The sequence below is a fragment of the Rhizobacter sp. Root1221 genome (genome assembly GCF_001425785.1).
GTDB lineage: Bacteria > Pseudomonadota > Gammaproteobacteria > Burkholderiales > Burkholderiaceae_C > Rhizobacter.
The window spans coordinates 256,612-275,736 of sequence record NZ_LMDI01000045.1 but is presented as its reverse complement, the minus strand read 5'-3'; the positions used below and the strand labels follow the sequence as shown (position 1 = coordinate 275,736).

The 19,125-nt window shown below is 67.7% G+C and carries 10 protein-coding genes; 2 read left to right on the top strand and 8 right to left on the bottom strand.

All coding sequences use genetic code 11. The features are described from left to right. The first annotated feature begins 277 nt into the window (after positions 1-277). Entirely contained in the window at positions 278-3,166 is a 2,889-nt protein-coding gene (locus ASC87_RS25455) for an autotransporter outer membrane beta-barrel domain-containing protein (RefSeq protein ID WP_082568933.1), read from the top strand. 113 nt (positions 3,167-3,279) lie between these two features. Here the strand turns inward: ASC87_RS25455 and ASC87_RS25450 are convergent, their stop codons facing one another. Next, complete coding sequence (locus ASC87_RS25450) at positions 3,280-3,885, bottom strand: MarR family winged helix-turn-helix transcriptional regulator (protein WP_235582285.1); 606 nt, start codon at positions 3,883-3,885, stop codon at positions 3,280-3,282. 179 nt (positions 3,886-4,064) lie between these two features. Here ASC87_RS25450 and ASC87_RS25445 point away from each other — a divergent pair, with 179 nt between their 5' ends. After that, positions 4,065-5,771, top strand: a complete 1,707-nt coding sequence (locus tag ASC87_RS25445; RefSeq protein WP_056669492.1) for a tannase/feruloyl esterase family alpha/beta hydrolase — start codon at positions 4,065-4,067, stop codon at positions 5,769-5,771. A 161-nt stretch (positions 5,772-5,932) separates the two neighbouring features. On the opposite strand, the gene ASC87_RS25440 is transcribed toward ASC87_RS25445, so the two are convergent. From ASC87_RS25440 to ASC87_RS25410, 7 genes are all read right to left on the bottom strand, one after another. Continuing rightward, positions 5,933-11,452 (bottom strand): AvrE-family type 3 secretion system effector, encoded by a 5,520-nt coding sequence (locus tag ASC87_RS25440; protein WP_157604353.1) that lies wholly within the window; start codon positions 11,450-11,452, stop codon positions 5,933-5,935. A gap of 195 nt (positions 11,453-11,647) precedes the next feature. After that, positions 11,648-13,153 carry a sucrose phosphorylase gene (gene gtfA, locus ASC87_RS25435; protein WP_056669486.1) on the bottom strand — a complete coding sequence of 502 codons (1,506 nt, stop codon included), beginning with the start codon at positions 13,151-13,153 and terminating at the stop codon, positions 11,648-11,650. Between the two features lie 75 nt (positions 13,154-13,228). Further along, the gene (locus ASC87_RS25430) at positions 13,229-14,314 is read right to left on the bottom strand and encodes an ABC transporter ATP-binding protein (protein WP_056669483.1); all 1,086 of its coding nucleotides are present in this window, start codon (positions 14,312-14,314) and stop codon (positions 13,229-13,231) included. Positions 14,315-14,318: 4 nt separating this feature from the next. Continuing rightward, entirely contained in the window at positions 14,319-15,197 is an 879-nt protein-coding gene (locus tag ASC87_RS25425; RefSeq protein WP_056669479.1) for a carbohydrate ABC transporter permease, read from the bottom strand. Then, positions 15,194-16,159, bottom strand: coding sequence for a carbohydrate ABC transporter permease (locus tag ASC87_RS25420; protein ID WP_235582284.1), 966 nt, complete (start codon positions 16,157-16,159; stop codon positions 15,194-15,196). The genes ASC87_RS25425 and ASC87_RS25420 overlap by 4 nt, the downstream gene beginning before the upstream one ends. Positions 16,160-16,214: 55 nt before the next feature. Then, positions 16,215-17,498, bottom strand: coding sequence for a sugar ABC transporter substrate-binding protein (locus ASC87_RS25415; protein ID WP_056669472.1), 1,284 nt, complete (start codon positions 17,496-17,498; stop codon positions 16,215-16,217). 142 nt (positions 17,499-17,640) lie between these two features. Beyond that, positions 17,641-19,035: a carbohydrate porin gene (locus tag ASC87_RS25410; RefSeq protein ID WP_056669469.1), complete on the bottom strand. Its 1,395-nt coding sequence runs from the start codon at positions 19,033-19,035 to the stop codon at positions 17,641-17,643. Between the last annotated feature and the right edge of the window lie 90 nt (positions 19,036-19,125).

Below are 19,125 nucleotides of genomic sequence, written 5' to 3'. Positions count from 1 at the left end.
ACCAGGCGCGGGTGAGCGTCATGCGGCCACCACCCGAGTCTTGAAATTCCCAGTCCCAGTGAGATTCATCACGGTCGAGCGAGGCGGGGGGAGCGATCGGTCATCCAAGCGTCATGACCTTGATCGATGCGCCCGCGAAAATGCCGTCCTGGGTGGTCGCGGCCGCAGGATCAACGCGGTCAAGGCACGGCTTTGCGAATCCATTCACAGACGGACTCGAGCGCTGCAAGGCGGTGCTCGGCGAACCGCTATTCGCAAGAGCCTCATTGGATTTCAGATGCAGTACTCCGCCGTCACACACCGAACGACACCACCACGCAGCCACCCGATTGCCGGCGCCGTGCGCCAACTCTTCAACCCTGACGACAGCCGCGGTCTCAGCCCAGCTGCTGCGATGGCCTTGCTGGCGCTCGCGGCCGGTCTGGTCCCGGACGCCGCCCAAGCGGCCTGCAACACGACTGCAGGCGCCTCGCTCCAAGCCAGCGCGGGCTCGACCTGCGTGGCCTCGGGCAGCTATACCGGCGCCGGTGTGACAAACGGAACCGGTGCGCTCACATCGCTGACGGGTGGCGTGATCCATGTGGCGGATGCATTGACGCTGCCGCTGTCTCGAAGCAACCTGGTCGGCGCCTTTGCCACCGGTATCGGTTCGCAGATCAATCTGCAGGCAGGCGCGACCATCAGCAAGGCCGGTACGGGCACGGGCAACCTGGGCCTGCATGCGAAAGACGGGGGGGCCATCACCGTCGGCGGGCCACTGACGATCACCCTGCCGGACGGGTCGGGCAACCAAGGGGTCTTCGCGCAGGGCAACAGCAGCCTCATCACGCTGAATGGCACCGTCGATCTCACGATGGGCAGCGGTGCTGCCTTTTCGCCGGGCATGCGCGCCAGCGCCGGTGCGGCGCTGGTCGCCAACGGCGATGTGACCATCCATGTGGCGGGCGATTCACGATCGGATGCCATCGCGGCCGACGCGTCCGCCCAGGTCACGCTGAACGGCGCATTGAGCCTCACAACCAGCGGCGTCCAGGCCTCTGGATTGAAGGTCACGAGCGCGGCGAGCATCAACTACAACGGGCAAGCCACTTTCGATGTCAGGGGGGTGAACGGTTCGGGCATCCGCGCCGTGACGGGCGGCATCGCGAATGCGGGTGAGTCGTCGACCACGTCGATCAACGTGACCGGTGTCAATGGTGCGGGCGTCTCCTCGCGGGACGCCGGTTCGCAGGTGAACCTGGCCGGCACCACGCGCATCGACGTCGGCGCGGCGACGCAGGCCAACTTCCCGAGTGGCAACCTCGAACCCTATGCGGCCGGTCTGCTGGCTGACGCGGGCGGCGCGATCACGGCGACTGGTGCGCTGCAATTGAGCACCACCCATGCGACGAGCTACGGCGCGCTGCTTCTCCGGGACGGCGTGAGCATTTCAGCGAATGGCGGCGGCTCGATCAGCACCGCGGGCACCGCGCTCGGCTTCCTGTCCGGTGCGAACCAGGCGGCGAGCCTCGAGGGCTTCGACATCCGCAATGCCTCGGGCGATCTGATCCAGGTGGATGGGGCCACCGGTGACACCGCGCTGGCACTGAGCAACAGCACGGCCACCGCCGCTGCGGGAAGCCGATTGCTGGGCGTTGGTGGCAACAGCGCGTTCACGCTGACCGCCAATCGCAGCAGTCTGAGCGGCGACATGGCAGCGGACGCCGGCAGCGCCGTCGTGGTGAACTTGCGCGATGCCTCCACCTTGACGGGTGCGGTCGATCGCGCCGCGCTGAACATCGACGCCACCAGCAGCTGGACGCTGACCGGCAACTCGACGCTGAGCCGGCTGACGCTGGCCGGCCGCATCGGCTTCCAGTCGCCCGGTGCGTCCCTTGTTCCGCGGACCTTGACCGTCAACGGCGACTGGACCGGCCAGGGCGGCGTGGTGCAGCTGAACGCCTCGTTGGGCGGCTCGGCTTCACCGGCGGACCGGATCGTCATCAGCGGCGGCGCGGCCAGCGGCAGCACCACGCTGCAGGTGCGCAATGTCGACGGCCTGGGCGCGGCGACGACGGGCGACGGCATCCTGCTGGTCGAAGCCGTCAACGGTGCCACGACGACGGCCCAGGGCAGCAAGGACGCCTTCGCGCTGTCCGGTGGCCATGTCGACGCGGGTGCGTACGAGTACAGACTCTATGCGGCCGATGCGGTGGGGGAGGGCGAGAACTGGTATCTGCGTTCCGCGTATCGCGCGGAGGTGCCGCTCACGACGGCGCTGCCGGCGCAGTTGCGCCAGGCCGATCTCGCGATGCTGGGCAACCTGCACCGCCGCAGGGGGGACGAGGCGGGCGCAGGCCTCGGCCGCCGCGCCTGGGCGCGTGCCGTCTCCAGCGACCTCGACATCCGCCAGGGCGGCAGTGTCGGCGCGCACAGTCTCGGCCATGTGAGCGGCGTGCAAGCCGGCACCGACCTGCTCGCCGACGGCAACTGGCGCGCCGGCCTCTACGCCGGCTTTCTCGACGGCGCGGTGGATGTGAGCGGAAATTCGCGCGGCGCCACCGGCCCGGTCGGCAGCACCGCGGTGCAGTCTCGCTACGTCGGCGGCTACGCCACGTGGGCAGAAGCGAGCGGCCTGTATGCCGATGCCGTTCTTCAGGCCGGCCGTCACCGCTACAGCTTGCGGCCGACGGGCAGCGCCGATGCATCGGGCCGGGCCAGTGGCCTCGCGGTCTCACTCGAAGTGGGTCAACCGTTCCCGCTGAACGAACGCTGGCGCATCGAGCCGCAGGCGCAACTGATCCGCCAACAGTCGCACGTCGACGACGTGCAGGTCAGCGGCACGAGCGTTCAGCAACACGCCGCCAGTGGCACCGTCGGCCGACTCGGCGTGCGCATCAAAGGCAGCCTGCCCAGCGCCGCGGGACTGTTCCAGCCGTATGCGCGCGTGAACGTCTACAAAGCGAGCGCGGGGACCGATCTCACCGACGTCGCCGCGGGGGCGGCGACCACGCGCGTCGAGAGCGCGAGCGGCTACGGCGCCGTCGAACTCGCGGCGGGCTTCACGCTGGCACTGACGCCTCTTGCCGACCTGTACGGCGAGTTCGGGCGTTCGTTCAGCGCGGGCGGTGATGTGGAACTGAAGTCCTCGGTGCAGGGGGCGGTGGGTCTGCGGATGCATTGGTGACCCGACGACCAGGGAGTGCTCCTTCGACGTGCATGCCACCGACAGCGGCATATGGTGGGCGCCGAGCCCGGGCGCAGAGGATGAAGGCAGCCTGTGTCGCTTCGCGCAACCAGTCAGCCTGGCCGGTCAGCGCGACTCGGCCGCGCAGGTGGTTCACGCTCGGCCTGCGGCCCCAGCGCCTCACCGCTCACCCTGCGCAGCGCCACCCGACCGAGCAGTTCGAACAACATGGCGCGCTCGGCCGAAGAGAAGTGCGCCAGCATCGCGGACTCCATGTGCCGTGCCACCTCCCAGGCCCTTTCGAGCAAGGCTCGGCCTGACGAAGTGAGCCGCAGGTGGCGGCTCCTGCGGTCATCCTCGGATGGCTCGCGAACGACCAGGTTCCTGGCGACGCTGCGGTCCACGATCACGGTCAGATTGGAAGGTGCGATGCCCAGCGCCTCGGCCAGGTTCTTCAGCGTGACATCGGTGTTCGATCCGATCAGGGTCAGGATCGTGAAGTCGACCTGCCGCAGGTCCAGCGGGCCGCCAAGATGCCCCTCGTACACGAGTGACGCCGTCACCGATGCCTGCGCGAGGTTATAGCCCAGCAAGCCTTGCATCTGCCCGTGATTCAGGCCGCCGAGGTCGGTGAGTCGTCCGCGTTCGTTCGCCATGGCGTCAGTATGCCGAAGTTTTCGGCCGCCGAGCGGCTTCGGAGTGGTCGAGACATTGAGCATGAGTCATAACTAACATCACAAGGTGTGCCAACCTGATCCCTGGCGATTCTTCTCGAAGCGGCGCCGTCGTCGCTTCGTCCTCGGGTAGGGATTCCACCATCATGATGATTGTGAATCATAAATACATTGGCGGTTCGGCTCGACCGAAAGCGACCATGTAACTCAACGAGGAGACTCGAATGCCCAAGCCCTTCTTCGGCCACGCTGCGTTGGTAATGTCCACCGCCGCAGGCTTGTTGGTGACAGCATGTGGAGGGGGCGACGACTCGGGTCCCGCGCTGCCTCAGTTGGCCCCAGCCACCGGCGCCACCCTGTCCAGCTGCGCTGCGTTGGCATCGAGCTTCTCGTTTGCCAACACGACCATCGCCTCTGCCGAGGAGGTGCCCGCCGGCACCTTGACCTGGGGGGGCGCAGCGGTCGCCGCGCATTGCCTTGTCAAGGGCGAGATGTTCCGGCGCACCAGCGCGATGGACGGGAACCCTTACGCCATCATGTTCGAGATGCGCATGCCGCAGGCCTGGAACGGGCGCTTCTTCTACCAAGCCAACGGTGGCTCCGACGGCCTGGTGCAGACCGCGCTGGGCGGCGGCGGCTCGAACCCGAGCCCGGCGCTGACCCAGGGCTTTGCCGTCATCAGTTCGGACGCTGGCCACCAAGGCCAGGGCAACCTCGCCTTCGGCGTCGACTACGAGGCGCGACTCGACTACGGCTACAAGGCCGTCGCCAAGCTGACCCCCATGGCCAAGGCGCTGATCAAGGCCGGCTACGGCAAAACCCCGGACCGCTCGTATTTCGGTGGCTGCTCCAATGGCGGCCGCCACACCTTCGTGGCCATGACGCGCATGCCCGAGGAGTACGACGGCTACCTGGCCGGCGCGCCCGGCTACCGGCTCCCGCTGGCGGCCATCGCCAACCAGTTCGGCGCCAAGCGCTACGCCTCTGTCGCCACTGACCCGGCCGACCTGAGCACCGCGTTCACGTCGGTCGAGCGTGCGATGGTGTCTGCCCAGGTGGTGGCCAAGTGCGACGCACTCGACGGTGCCACCGACGGCATCGTGCAGGACATCAACGCCTGCCAGGCGGCGTTCGACTTCCAGCGCGATGTGCCGACCTGCTCGGGTGCGCGTGACGGCACCTGCCTGAGCGCGGCGCAGAAGACGGCCATCGCGCCGATCTTCTCCGGCGCCACCGACGCGCTTGGCAACAAGTTCTACGCCAGCTTCCCGTTCGATGCGGGGCACAACGCGGCCGACTCCTCGTTCTGGGAGTTCTTCGTGTCGACGGTCATCGACCCGGGCGCGACGGCACTCATCTGGAGCACGCCGCCTGCCGACCCGGCAACCTTCAACGGCGCCACGTTTGCATTGACGACGCCCATCGACGACATGATTGCCGCGGTGTCGGCCAGCAACGCCACCTACACCGAATCCGGCCTCTCGCTGATGCAGCCGGTTGAGCCTACCAAGCTCGACAGGCTCAGGAACCGCGGTGCCAAGGTGATGGTCTATCACGGCGTCAGCGACCCGATCTTCTCGGTCAACGACACCACCGCGTGGTACGAAGGCCTGCGCGCCAACAACGCTGGCGACGCCTCGAACTTCGCGCGCTACTACCGGGTTCCGGGCATGTCGCACTGCGGCGCCGGCCCCTCCACCGACCAGTTCGACATGCTGCCGGCACTGGTGGACTGGGTCGAGAAGGGCCAGGCACCCTCCAGCGTGACCGCGCAGGTTCGCGGGCCCGGGAGCGCCTTGGGCGCGAACCCGGACGTGCCGGCCGGCTGGTCGTCCAACCGCACGCGGCCGCTGTGCCCGTATCCGCAGGTCGCTCGGCTGAGGGCCGGCGCGACCGATCTCGACAGCGCCAGCAGCTTCCGCTGCGAGTGACCCGAGGAGCGGGTTTCCGGCCGTCTGGTCCGGCATGTTGCCGCGACCAGACTGGGCCAGCGTGCGGCCGGCCTCGCTGTTGACCGGGTTCTCCTGGCGCGCGGCCTCCTGCCTGAACTGATCGTTCCAGGAGGCCACCCCATGCCTCGCTCGGCCAAGCCCTAGCTCGGCATGTTCGATGCGGCCGCAGCTTTCGCCTGTTCGAAGGCGCTTCGCTGCTCTGCCAAACCGACCCGCTCGCCGCGGGGGGATGCCGGGCCGAAAGCGGCATCGGGCGCAGGCGAGCTCAACGCCACCGGTGCCACGCCGGCCCGGCGCAGCGGTTGGAAGGCCTTGTCCAAGGCACGCGCGCCGCCCTCCAGCACTTCGACGCCAGCCAACTCGTCGTGCATGCCGTAGAGGAACTGCACTTCGGCCTGGAAGAGCTGGTGGGATGCGCTGGCCGAGGTGGTGTGGGTGACGCCGAGCAGGCCGACGCTCGCAATGCTCGGGTTGTCATCCGTGTTGTGAGGGGCGATGACCGCCAGCCGGTACAGATCGGGGCTGTAGCGGGCAAGCTCCAGCACCTCCCGCCAGTCGAGTTGCACGCCGTCATTGTCCAAGGCTGGCGCAGGCGCTTCCTCGTCCGCGATGCTCGCGGTGCGGTCGACCCGGAGCGCGTCCTGCTGTTCTTTCAAGGCCAGCGCGTCATTGATGGCGGCCAGGGCTTGTGGCCGCATCTCGAAGACGAAGCGGACCTGGTTGATGTTGTCGATTCCCTTGAAGCGCGCCATCACGTCGGCGAGTCCGGGAATCTGGTCCTTGATGGCGTGTGCCTCGGCCAGCTTGCCGCCCAGGCCAGTGTGCCCGAGGGCCCGCGTGACGAGCAGGTCGAGCGACTCGCGTCCGAGCAGGTTCAGCTCGACGCGAGCGCCGGGGACCAGTCGGGCCCGGTGCTCGCGCGCAGACAGTTCTTGCTGCTTGAGGCCCTTCAGGCTGTCGACCAGGCGTGTCCGTGCGACGCTCGAGCGGACATGCCACAAGGCGTCGGCCCCGGACCGCGTGGCGATGCGGGCATCTTCACGTTGCCGCACAAGCGCACTTCCTTCAAACGCCCCGCGTGCTTCGATCGCCGTGGCGGCGTTGCCCTGCAAACGCGCGATGGCGCGGTCGAGGAACGCGATGCGCTCGCTGGGCAGGGCGGGCATCGCGGCATCGCCGAGTTCGGCGGCCGCATCGCTCGACGCCTCGCGGAGCCGGGTGAGGGCACTGGTCCATTCGCCGGGCGTGATGCTGCGGCCCGCCTGGGCGTCCAGGGTGCGCTTGTACGTCGAGGTGCCGAGTACCGGTGCTTCGTCCCGGCGGCCCGTCACGGTGTTCCACACACCGGTCGCTGCCCTGGCGGCCTGGTCGAGCGGCAGGTTCGCGTCGCTCACCGACGCATTGATGGCGGCCACTTGCAAGTTCCCGAGACCGCTGGACGATGACAACAGGTCCCAGGCCGTGGCCATGAAGCCACCGGCCCGAATCTGCGCATTCGCACTGGCGCGAAAGTCGATCGACCCCTGGAACTCGAGACCCAGGATTTCGTTCCAGGCATGGTCGAGGTGCAGCTCCATCTCCGAGGCGTGCGCGTTGAGCGACGCCCGCAACGTGCCGCCGACGCTGAAGCCCACCGAACTCTTGTCGTCCTTGCCGTAGGTTCTCGACAGGTCGACCGCATTGGCTGCGGCGCCGATGTCGGTCAGGTAGTTCAGGTTCGTCTCGAACAGGTCCAGGCCGATGGCCCCTTCGTTCCACCCGCGCGCCAGCAGCTTGGTGGTGTCAGAGTCCCCGGCATCGAAGAGCAACCTGGCGAACTCGGGGATGGTCTCGGGCGATAGCAGGACCGCCGCACCCACCCCGTGCTGCACGGAGGCGGACATGCGCACGATGGTGGCATTGGCGTTCCAGCTCGCCTTGACCGCCTGGCGCACGCTGTGGGACGGATGGAGATGCTCCCCGACACCCTTGCCGGGCTTCAGGTCGAAGTTGGGGCCGGCACTGACGGAGCCGCTGCCCCTGGCATGGCGCACGAAGAAGGCGACCAGCCCGGCATCGCCATCCTTGGAGTCTCCGATGCGCTCGACCCCCAGCGCATGGATTGCCTCGCCGCCGGCTGACATGGGCAGCGCGCTCCAATCTTCCCAATCGGTGTGGCCAGCCCGTCCGCCCAGCGCGATGCCGTCGATCCTGGTCGAGAAGAACGTGCTGCGGTTGTAGAGATCTTGCAGCAGTGCCGACATGCGTGCGGCCATCTGGTCGGGCGCAGCATCGGCCGGCAAACCCATGCTCTTGAGCAACTGCTGGCGCCGCGCCGAGTGCGGCGTGGACATGTCATCGCGGAAGGTCGAGGCCACTTCGTCGAAAGCCTCCAGGTCGATCCAGGAGGACAGGCCCAGGTGGGACAGCCGGTGCGGTCCGGGACCCTCGATCCGAGCCTGGGCCGCGGCGACATCGTCGGGGCCGGCGGCCTGCAGCAACTGGTCATAGGTCACCAGCAAGTGCGAGATGCTGGCCGTGCGGATCGCCTGGTTGTCGCGGCGGTCGCGGGTGGCTTCGTCGGCGCTCGCGGCGGGGGCGGGGCGGGTGGCGAGCCGGACACCGGCTTCGCCCAACTGTGCCAGCGTCCGGTGGATCTCCTCGACCATGCCGCGTTCCAGCGGGCTGAGACCCGGTGACTGCTGTTCGGAGGGGTCGATCCGCGAGAAGGCGTCTGCCAGGACGGGCAGCAAGTCGTTCGAACGGCCGGTCAGGTCGCTCAGGCCCTCCTGCAGCCTGCGGCCCGCGCTGCGCACGGTTTCAGCCGCCTTGTAGGTCACGGTGGTCGCGCTGAAGGTGTCTTTCTTCGCGGCGAAGGTCGGATCCAGCGCCCGCTCTTCGAAGCCGATCTTGCGAAGATCGGCGAGCAGGCGTTGCAGGGTCTGTTCGCGGAGCGCGACGAGCTGCGCCTGGTCTTGCGGGGGCAACGGCAGGTCGGCCGGAGACCGTGCCGACCCGGCATGCCGGGCCAACGAGTCGCCGCCGTCGGCCAGCAGGGCGCCGAGCGCCTGGTGTGCCTGGTCGGCGGCATGGAAGTGGCCCTTGAGCCGTTCGTACTGGCTTGCACGCATCGCCGTGAAGCCGAGCGCGTTGCCGGTGGCACGTGCACTGTCGAGGAACACGTCGCCCGCCGCGCTGGCCAATGCACCGAGGTGGCTGCGGGTGTTGCGCGCCAGTGTCTTGGCGTTCGAGGTCCAGCTCAACGGGTCGGTCGAGGTGTTGCCCAGCAGGGCGGTCGTCGTGACCATGTTGTGGTTCGCCGACTGGGGTGCCGTGGGGAGCGGCAGCCGCACGCGCGTCGGGCCTTGGTGATCGATGCTCGTGTTCGTGCCCGCGTTGATGCCTTCCGTGGCGCGCGGAGGATCGACCGGGTTCGGATCGACCCGGCTCGGCAACAGCCCGCCGGTCCGTGGATCGGTCATCGCGGGCAGCACGGCATGCCAGCCATGCTGCTCGAGCCGCAACTCGATCTGGCCGGTGCGAGACATGCGCAGCTCCTGGGGCTTGGCGCCGGCGACGGTCGACAAGTCGATGGGCACCTCTTCCCACACCTGCTCGGCGCTCAGCCGCTTGAGCAGCACATGGCCGTCCGGCTGCCGGTCCAGGGCGTGGAGCCGGTTGTCGCCCCCCAATGCGATGCCGAGCGGGCTCAGCAACCCGGCGTCGATGCGCCCGGGCAGGGGTGCAGACCCCGGCGACACATCGGCGGCCGAAGCGGGCGCCGGCCGGTTCGTGGAGAGATGTCCTTGTACATCCAGCACGTAGACATGGCCTTCCTTGTCCACCGTGAACGCCCGGACCTCTCCCGCCGGCACCGTCAGATGGAACAACGGTTCGGTGGTCGCTTCCACGCGGGCTGGCACAACCGCGAGCGGGCCGCCCGCCACGGCCGCGCCGGCGTCGAGGGCCGGCAGCACGGTGGTGCGCCCCTGCAGTTTCAGCGCAACGATCGCGGGCGGATCCGCGAGCAACGCATAGAGCGGCTTGCGGTCGATGAAACCGAACGGACCGCTCGCCAGCCGGATGACATCGGACACGGGCTTGCCCGCGGCGTCGAGCAGTTCCGTCCAGGGGTGGTCGGGGCTCGCGCGATAGTGCGCGATGCCCTGGTGCGAGCCGAACTCCGCATGCCCGTCGTACTGGATGCGGTTGTCCATCTGCTCGGACTCGGGCGCGTGGAGGCCCTCGCGGGCCACCAGGAGCAGCGGCTGGTCGATCCGGAACGCCGGTTGCAGGGACTCCGCGCCCGGTGACCGCTGCAGCGACACTCGGCCGCCGGCCTTGTGTTCGCACAAGGCCTGCAGCGAACCATCCTGGGCGAGGCCGAAGTCGGTGACGGTCCAGTCCTCCGCGGGCAGCATGGACGCGGGCAGCGGCAGGCGACGAGCCTCGATCGGGCCATCCCCGGACATCGGTGCTTCGTACAGCCGGCCCCTCTGGTCGAGCACGATCAGCCCTTGATTCGCGGCCTGGCCGTGGACGAGGAAGTCGACCGGTCGGGATGGACTCGGCTCGAGTCCGCCCGCGCCGTTCCAGCGCGAAAGTGCGATGGGCCGAGGCACCTCGGGCACCGCGGCTGCACCGTTGCCGATGCGGCGCAACTGCCCCTCCTGCAACGCATGGGCGACCTTGTCGGGGCCGACGCGAACCACATCCTCGGCGCCCACCCCCGGCAATTCGAGGATGTCGACCGTTTCGGCCCGCAGGCGCAGTAGATGGGGGCCGGCGCGCCCATAGACCTCGCCGTCACCTTGCTGGCCCAGCATCTGCAGCCGTTCGCGCTGTGCCGCCACGGGTGCGATGGAGATGGCCTGCCACTGGCCCGGCGCATCGACGCCAGCGCCCGCCCCCGAAAAGACGTGCAGCCGATTGTTGTGGAGGTGGAGGCTCGTCCCGCCGGACAAGGGCCAGACCCCGGTGAGCAGCCCGAGCGGCGGTGCCGTCAGCTGCTCGGCGATCTGCGCGGCGGACGGCGCCGTGCCCGCCCGCGCCTCGGCTTCCGGATGGATCGTGAGGATGGCGGCCGCGAGCCCCGGCGTCGCGGTGTAGAAAGCCTCGCTTCGGGCCGAGCCCGCCTGGTCGTCCGTGGCGCTGTAGCGATGGATCCGGCTGCCGTCGGCGAGCATCACATCGCTCTCCAGGGGCGGCCGCCGCGCCAGCCAGGTATTGAGCCGTTCGGCCGTGATGCTGCTGGCGGCGCTTCCCGTGGCGGGCCGCAAGCGCGACACGGTGACCGCGGAGGGCACGTGGTGCCGTGTTTCCTCCGGCACCGTCAAACCGAACAGCGAGGCACGTGCCGTGGCTTGAACGAAAGGACGCGCGCCGGACACCGCACCATGCGGCGTGCTGGCCAGCAATGCGAGGGGGGGCAACGGTTCGGGCGTCAGCGTCGGACCGCTGTGGCGCTCGAGCTTGGCGAAGGCGGTGCGCGAGCGCTGCAAGCCCAGCGCCTTGAGGCCGGCGCTGTCACTCAACCTCGAGCTGTGCGAACGTGCCTCGAACCCCTGGGGGCCGGGGGGCAGTGTGCCGCGAGTGCGCGCCTGGTCAGACGGCGGCAGGAGTGGGGTGACCGAGGATTCGGGGGCGGCTGCGGGGGTACTTCGTCCATCGATGCGTTTCATGTCGTCTCCGTCATGTGAGTGAACAAAAAGCAAGGCACCCCGGCTTTCCAGCACCGGCGTGACAATCCGGGACGCCTGCGTGAGCCAGGCGTCCAGAGGGGAATTCATCGGATCGGTGCTGTCCTTCGGACAACGGGCGGTGTGCCGCCCCATCGACTCGCGCCGGGGGAGCCCCCGAGCCAGTCCGTCAGTGCGTCATGGCAGGGTCGCGTCGGCGGCGATCCGTCCGAACAGCACCATCCGCTCAGGCACGCCGGGCTCCGCGCTGTAGCGCAGCGAATGGGCCAACGACCCCAGGTGCAGGGTCAGTTCGGCGAACGAGTCGCGCTGGCGCCAGCGCATCGACAGCGTCTGACCGTCGGTGTCCAGCAGCTCGAAGCGCCCGCTGAAGGCCGGGTGTGTGTTGCGCAGGCGGATCAACTCCAGCAGCGCCTGCACCACGGGACGGTCCAGTTCGCGTTCCGCCTCGCCCATGGCATAGCGGCGGCGGTTGATGTCGCGGCCGACGCCGGTGCGCTGCAGCAGCTCCATGTCATTGGCGCCGGCCAGCAAGCCGACGTAGTAGACCTGCGGCACGCCGGGCACGAAGAACTGGATCGCACGCGCCAACAGGTAGGCGCGCTCGTCGCCGCCGAGCGCATCGAAGAACGTGCAGTTGACCTGGTAGAGGTCGAGGTTGGAAGCGGCGGCGCCGGTTGCCTCGCGGCTCTGGCCACGGCTGTTGTCGTGCACCCAGTCCACCAGGTGGTCGAGTTCATCGTCGGGCACCAGGCCGGGGTTCCCCGCGCGGTCGGCGGCGGCCGAGCCGATGTCGATGATGCCGATGCCGTCGTGCGTGTCGAGCACCGTCAGCGCATTGGCGGGCCGAATCGACAACCAGTGTTTCAGTCGTTCGGCGGTCTTGAACGCGAACGCGTGCAGCACCAGGGGCGGCAGCGCGAAGTCGTAGACCCAGTCGACGCGCTGCGCGATCTCGATCTGCTGCCGGTAGTGCGAATGCACCTCGACCAGAACTTCCATGCCCAGTGCCTTGGCCTGCTGCGCGAACTCGCCGATGAACGCGAAGGTCTCGGGCATCATGAAGCAGCTGGTGCCTGCGCGCTTGATCGCATAGCCCACCGCGTCGAGCCGCACCATGCGGATGCCGTTGTCGCTCAAGGCGCGCAGGATGCCCTGCAGGTACTGCTGCCCGGCCGGGCTGTGCACGTCGATGTCGATCTGCTTGGGCGTGAACGTGGTCCACAGCAAGCGATGTTCGCCGTTCTTCAGCGTCGCATGGGTGAACGGCAGCCCGGGCCGCGGGCGGTAGATGCCGAGCAGCTCGCGCTCCGTGGCACGCTGCGGAAACACCGCGTCGAAGGTGAGGAACAGGCCCGCGTATTCGGAGTCCGCGCCCTTGGCCGAGTAGTCGAGGAATTGCGGCGAGTCCGACGACATGTGGTTGACGATCACGTCGGCCATCACGTCGACGTCCTGCGTGAGCGACTTGATGTCGTGCCAGCCACCGAGCTGCGCGTCGACTTGCGTGTGGTCGATCGGATCGAAGCCGGCATCGGCGCCGTCCACCCGATGGAAGAACGGCAGGATGTGCACCGCGCCGAACACACCGGCCAGGGGCGCGCGCAGCAGGGCATGCAGTTCGGGGAGGCCGCCGCCGCTGAGTCGGTCGGCATAGGTGATCAGTTGGACTTGGTTCTTCATGGGGACAATCAAGGGAATCCTGGCGGGCGCCCGGTAAGACGCCAGCAGTGAGGTCTGAAAAGGGAATCGGTTGGGCTAGACCACGCCGATGCGCTGTCCCTGCGCATCGAACAGCAGCACGTGGCCGGCGCGTGGCTGCACACCGATGCGGTCGCCGATGTCCCACGGTGACTCGGCGTCTCCCAGCTTGATCGACAGCGGCGTTTCGCTGCCTGGCACCGTGCCATGGAGCAGGGTGGTGTCGCCCAGGCGCTCGACCAGGCTGAGCGGCAACTGCCAGCCCCCGGTGCCGACGTCGAGCGACTCGGGCCGCACGCCGATGCGGGTCACTTGCGTGGCGTCGCCCAGCTGGGCAGGCGCAGGCATCCTGACCTCACCCAGGCCGTCGACCCGCAGCAAGGCCTCCGCGCCGTCCACGCTCACCTGCGCCGGCAGCAGGTTCATCCGCGGCGAACCGAGGAACTGCGCAACGAAGGTGTTGGCCGGCCGCTGGTACAGCGCCATGGGCGGGCCGACCTGCTGCACCACGCCCTGGTCGAAGACGGCGATGCGGTCGCCCATGGTCATCGCTTCGGTCTGGTCGTGGGTCACGTAGATCATCGTCGCGCCCAGCTCGCGGTGCAGCCGCGTCAACTCCACGCGCATCTGCACGCGCAGGCCCGCATCGAGGTTGGACAGCGGTTCGTCGAAGAGGAACACCTTGGGCTTGCGCACGATCGCCCGGCCGATCGCCACGCGCTGGCGCTGGCCGCCCGACAAAGCCTTGGGCCGCCGGTCGAGCAGGTGGGTGATCTGCAGGACCTCGGCCGCGCGGCCCACGGCCTGCTTCACCTCGGCCTTGGGACGGCCGGCGATGCGGAGGCCGAAGCTCATGTTCTCGGCGACCGTCATGTGCGGGTACAGCGCGTAGCTCTGGAACACCATCGCCACGTCGCGCTGCACCGGCGGCAGGTCGTTGGCAACGCGCGAACCAATGCGCAGTTCGCCCTCGCTGATGTCTTCGAGCCCGGCGATCATGCGCATCATCGTGCTCTTGCCGCAGCCCGAGGGGCCCACGAAGACCATGAGCTCCCCCTCGGCGATCTCGAGGTCCACGCCATTGATGACGGAGATGCCCCCGTCGTATGTCTTGCGAATGCCTCGCAACGAAACAGCTGCCATGTCATTACCCCTTGATCGCGCTGGAAATCGCGCTCTTGACGAACCAACGCTGGAACACGAGAAAAACCACCAGGGTCGGCAGCGTGACCAGCGCCGCGAACGCCATCACCTGCCCCCACTGGCGCGGGAACTGGCCGAAGAAGGTCTGCATCGCCAGCGGCAAGGTGGCGAAGGTTTCGCCGCGCACCACCATCACCGGCCACAGCAGGTCGCCCCAGCGCGCAAGGAACTGCAGCACCGCCACGGTGGCGATCACCGGCTTGGACAGTGGCATCACGATGCTCCAGTAGATGCGAAAGCGCCCGGCACCATCCACCAGCGCGGCTTCTTCCAGGTCCTTGGGCAGCGCGGTGAAGAACTGGTAGAACAGGTACACCGAGAACGCATTCCCGATGAAGGGGATGATCTGCACGTGATACGAATCGAGCCACCCGCGTTGCCCGCCGAACCAGGGCAGTTCATTCACCACCAGCAGCAGGGGCACCGCGATGGCCTCGAACGGCACGATGATCAGCGCGATCACCACCGACAGCAGCAGGTTGCGGCCCGCGAAGCGCAGCCGCGCGAGCGCGTAGGCCAGCATGCTGTTGACCAGGATGCCCAGCGTCACCGTCACGCCCACCACGAGCAGCGAGTTGAGAAACGCGCGCACGAACGGCGTGTTGTGCATCACCTCGGCGAAGTTGGTTGCCCCCAGCCGGCCAGTGGGCAGGAACGCGGCCAGGCTGTTCATGTCCTGCAGCAGCTGTGCCTCGTCGGTCTTGAAAGCCGAGACGAACATGAAGACCAGCGGCAGCAGGAAGAAGGCGGCCAGCAGGCCGTGCGCCGCATAGAGCGCGAGACGGCCGCGCCGATCGGCAACGCGTTGCGAATCGTGGGTCATGCGACGGCCCTCTCTTCCTTCAGCAGCAGGCGCTGCAGCATCGAGATCGCGAGCACCAGCACGAAGAAGAACACCGACAGCGCCGAGGCATAGCCGATCTTTCCGCTGCCGAAGCCCTCGTGCACCATCAGCATCACCACGGTGCGGAACGAATCGATCGGCGCCGCGGTGCCGCTGCTGGCGATGACCTGCACCTGGGTGTAGAGCTGGAAGGCGTAGATCGTCGTGGTGATCAGCACGAAGATCGTCGTGTTCTTCAGCATCGGCACGGTGATGAAGCGGAACTGCTGCCACGGCGTGGCGCCGTCGAGCTTGGCCGCTTCGTAGAGATCGGCCGGGATCGATTGCAGGCCGGCCAGGAACACCAGCATCTGGAAGCCCACGCCCTGCCACACCGACAGCACCATCACCGCGTAGAGGACCCATGCCGGATCGCGCAGCCAGTCCTGCGGGGCCATGAATCCGAAGCTCACGAAGCCGAGGAAGCGGTTGACCACGCCGCCATCGGGCGCGTACATCAGCGACCAGATCACGGCCACCACCGCCATTGTCGTGGCCACCGGCATGAAGTAGACCGTGCGAAAGAGGTGGCTGCCGGCCAGTGGCTTGTTGACCAGCACCGCCAGCAGCAGCGCGAAGACCGACTGCAGCGGCGCGACGATCGCCACGAACAGGAAGTTGTTCTTCAGCGCGGCCCAGAAGGCCTCATCCTCGATCAGTCGCGCGTAGTTGCGCCAGCCCACGTAGTTGGTGCCGAGCTCCTCGGCGCTGATCAGCCGCTTGTTGGTGAACGACAGGACCACCGCCATCAGGAACGGCAGCACGAGAAAGACGCCCAGCAGCGCCGTGGCGGGGGCCGCGAAGAGCCACGCGGTGGCGCCGTCGCCGCGGCGGCGCGGGCGATGGCGCACCGCACGCGCCAGGCCGGCGGCGGGCGTGGAAGACATCTGCAGACTGCTCATGGTCAGGGCCTTGTCGTGGTCAGGTTCGCGTCGATCGCTTGCTTCTCGTTCCGCATCAGAGGACCGGGTAGCCGTTGTTGTCCTCGATGTCCTGGTCGATCTTCCGGACGGCCTTGTCGAGTTCCTTCTGCACGCTGCCGCCGCCCACGATGTTGTTCACCGCTTCGACAAACGCGGCGCTGATCACCGGGTAGGCCGGCGTTTCCGGCCGCACGCGCGACACGCCCTTGTTGGCCTGCTCGATGGCCAGGCGCAGCGGTCCACCGGGGCCGTAGTTGGGGCTCTCGGCCTGGGCGGCCCTGGTGGCCGGCACGGCGCCGTTCACCGCGGTGACCTTCAGGATCTCGGCCTTGGACATCAGGTGTTCCAGCACCTTCGACGCCGCTGGCAGCGTCTCGCAGCTCTTGGAGATGCCGAAGTTCCACGAGCCCGCGCCGGTGACCGCGCGCGCGCCGAACCTGGGCATCGGGATCAGCACCAGGTCGTCACCCAGGGCCTTGCGGTAGTCGTTGTAGGCCCAGTGGCCCACCCAGGAGATCGCCGACTTGCCTTGCGCGAAGTCGCCGTCGTTCTTGGTGGCCGGGTTCACGTAGCCCTGCTTGACCCAGCTTTGCAGCGTCGTCAGTGCCTTGACCGCTTCGGGGCCGTTGAGCACGCCTTTGGCGGATCGATAGGTCTTGCGGTCGATCAGGTCGCCGCCGAAGCTTTGCAGCAGCGGCGAGAAACCGTAGCTCACCCATTCGCCGATGCCGTAGTTGAACTTCATGTCCAGCGGATAGGCGACGCCGGCTGCCTTGAGCCGCTTCAGCGCGTCCTCGAACTCGGCCAGCGTCCACGCGTCGTCCACGCCCGTGGGGATGCGGACGCCCGCGGCCGTGAGTGTCTTGGCGTTGCCCCACAACGCGAGGCTGGAGTCGTACTGGCCCACGCTGTAGAGCTTGCCGTTGTAGGTGCCTTGGCGCACCAGCGTCGGCAACATCTCGGCCTTGGCGGTCTTGCCGACCGGCAGGTCGTCCAGCGGCACGATCTTCTTGGACCAGGCGTAGTTGTAGACGTTGGGGCCGTCGAAGTCGAGGATGCAGGGCAGCTTGTTCGCCAGTGCCGCGGCATTCACCTGGTCGTTGTACTTGCCTTCGGGCAAGGTCAGCAGCTTGATCTTGATGTCGGGGCTGGCCTCGTTGAAGGCGCGCACCGAAGCGATGTAGACATCGCGCTCCGGGCCCGGCCCGGCATGCACCCACATGCTGACCAGCGTCTCGGCGTGGGCTCCCGACGCGGCCAGTGTGCAGGCCACGAGTGCGGCGCCGCAGCGCCGTGCATTTGCATTGAAGAGATTCATGGTGTGTTCCGTGTTTTCCGTGCGATGGGCTCGTACGGGGAATAAATCGGATAGAGCAGGGGCGTCATGGCCCCACCCGGGGACAACATCGCGTTGCCGATCGCCGGCGTGATTCTGATCGGCGCCAAGCTGTGCCCCAACATCAGAACCAGGCCTCGACCTGGGCGCCGTAGGTGGTGCCGTGGCGCTTGTCGGCATAAGTGTCGACTGCGGTGTTGCAGTCTCGGCCCGTGCACGCGACCGCACCGGCCTGGCCTGCGGCGTCGTTCCACTTGGCATGCGTCAGGAAGAAGCGGATCGCAGGCCGCGCCCAGACGCTCTTGCCCATCGAGAACTGCGTGCCGAGCGTCACCTTGGCCAGCTTGCGCGTGGGCTCGTCTTCGGGCTTGACCTGCTGGTAGCCCACCTCGGACATCAGGCTCCAGACATTGTTCAGGTGGTATTGCGGGCGTGCGCCGATCCAGAAGTCCTTGACGTTCTTGTCGTTGATCGTTGCGTTGCGCAGGCCGATGGTGGCGCTGCCGCTGATCGGCATGCCGGCGGGCTCGATCACCCAGTGGTCGAACACCAGCCACTCCCGGCGCTTGTCGTTGCTGCCCGCGAACCCGAAGCCCTTGAGCGACGCGGCGTTGTGGGCGTATTGCACCGTCACGTCGTTGAAGCGGCCCAGGCCGAACAGGTTCTCCTGCCGGTGGCTCAGCGTGAGGCCGAAGCCGTTGCGGCCGGCCTCGTTGTCGATGGTCTTCGTCTCGCGGACGACGACGTCGTAGGTCGTGCCGTCCACCGTGATCTGCTGCACCACGTCTTGCGTGTAGGTGCTGGTGCCGCTGCGGTTGCTCTTCATCACGAGGTCGGCGCCGAGCGTGACCTTTCCGCCCGGGTTGACGGCGATGTCCTGCAGCCGGAAGTCATGGACGGTCGCGGTGCGCGAGCCGCCGCCGATCAGCTCGGGGTTGTAGCCGCCGAGCGAGGTGTTGATGCCGTAGCCGGTGAAGTCGCCGACGCGGAACATCGCGTACGAGAACTTGCCTGCCGCGCCCATGTCGACGTTGTCGAGGCCAAAGCCCGGGCCCATGCCCACTTCCCAGTAGGTGTAGTCGAGCATGTGGATGTCGGGGTTCTTGTAGAAGCGCTTGCCGGCCCACAGCGTGGCGCCGGCGAGCGCCGGCATCCCCATGCTCGCGCCGATGTCCGTGGCTTCGACGAACGCCTCGCGAAACGCGGGCGAGCTCTGCTCCCAGTTGGCGGCCTGCTGCGTGCCGTAGGCGGTGGTGAACTTGGCCTTGAATGTGGTGCCGTCCACCGTGCCCAGCGTGGAACCGAAGCTCAGCGCCGCATAGGTGTCGCACTCGTTGCCCAGCCGGAACCAGGCGATGGAGCCCGGCATGCGGAAGCACACCTCCTTGCCGCCCTGGCTGCTGGCGCCGGTGCCGCTGCGGAAGTAGCCGCTGAAATCGACGGTGGCAGCCGAAGCACCGCTGATCGCCGACGCGGCGGCGGCGGCGAGTGCGATCAGGACGTTTCTCGAGATCTTCATGACTTTTCTCTCCTGGGGGTGGCCAATTTGTTCTTGTTGCGCTCGTTTCCAAAGCGCTTTTGGTATTCTTCCCCAAAGCGCTTTGGATTT

Excerpts from the sequence above, each read along its gene's own strand:
- ASC87_RS25455 (WP_082568933.1), top strand. The coding sequence starts at position 278 with ATGCAGTACTCCGCCGTCACACACCGAACGACACCACCACGCAGCCAC.
- ASC87_RS25450 (WP_235582285.1), bottom strand. The coding sequence starts at position 3,885 with ATGCTCAATGTCTCGACCACTCCGAAGCCGCTCGGCGGCCGAAAACTT.
- ASC87_RS25445 (WP_056669492.1), top strand. The coding sequence starts at position 4,065 with ATGCCCAAGCCCTTCTTCGGCCACGCTGCGTTGGTAATGTCCACCGCC.
- ASC87_RS25440 (WP_157604353.1), bottom strand. The coding sequence starts at position 11,452 with ATGAAACGCATCGATGGACGAAGTACCCCCGCAGCCGCCCCCGAATCC.
- gtfA (WP_056669486.1), bottom strand. The coding sequence starts at position 13,153 with ATGAAGAACCAAGTCCAACTGATCACCTATGCCGACCGACTCAGCGGC.
- ASC87_RS25430 (WP_056669483.1), bottom strand. The coding sequence starts at position 14,314 with ATGGCAGCTGTTTCGTTGCGAGGCATTCGCAAGACATACGACGGGGGC.
- ASC87_RS25425 (WP_056669479.1), bottom strand. The coding sequence starts at position 15,197 with ATGACCCACGATTCGCAACGCGTTGCCGATCGGCGCGGCCGTCTCGCG.
- ASC87_RS25420 (WP_235582284.1), bottom strand. The coding sequence starts at position 16,159 with ATGAGCAGTCTGCAGATGTCTTCCACGCCCGCCGCCGGCCTGGCGCGT.
- ASC87_RS25415 (WP_056669472.1), bottom strand. The coding sequence starts at position 17,498 with ATGAATCTCTTCAATGCAAATGCACGGCGCTGCGGCGCCGCACTCGTG.
- ASC87_RS25410 (WP_056669469.1), bottom strand. The coding sequence starts at position 19,035 with ATGAAGATCTCGAGAAACGTCCTGATCGCACTCGCCGCCGCCGCCGCG.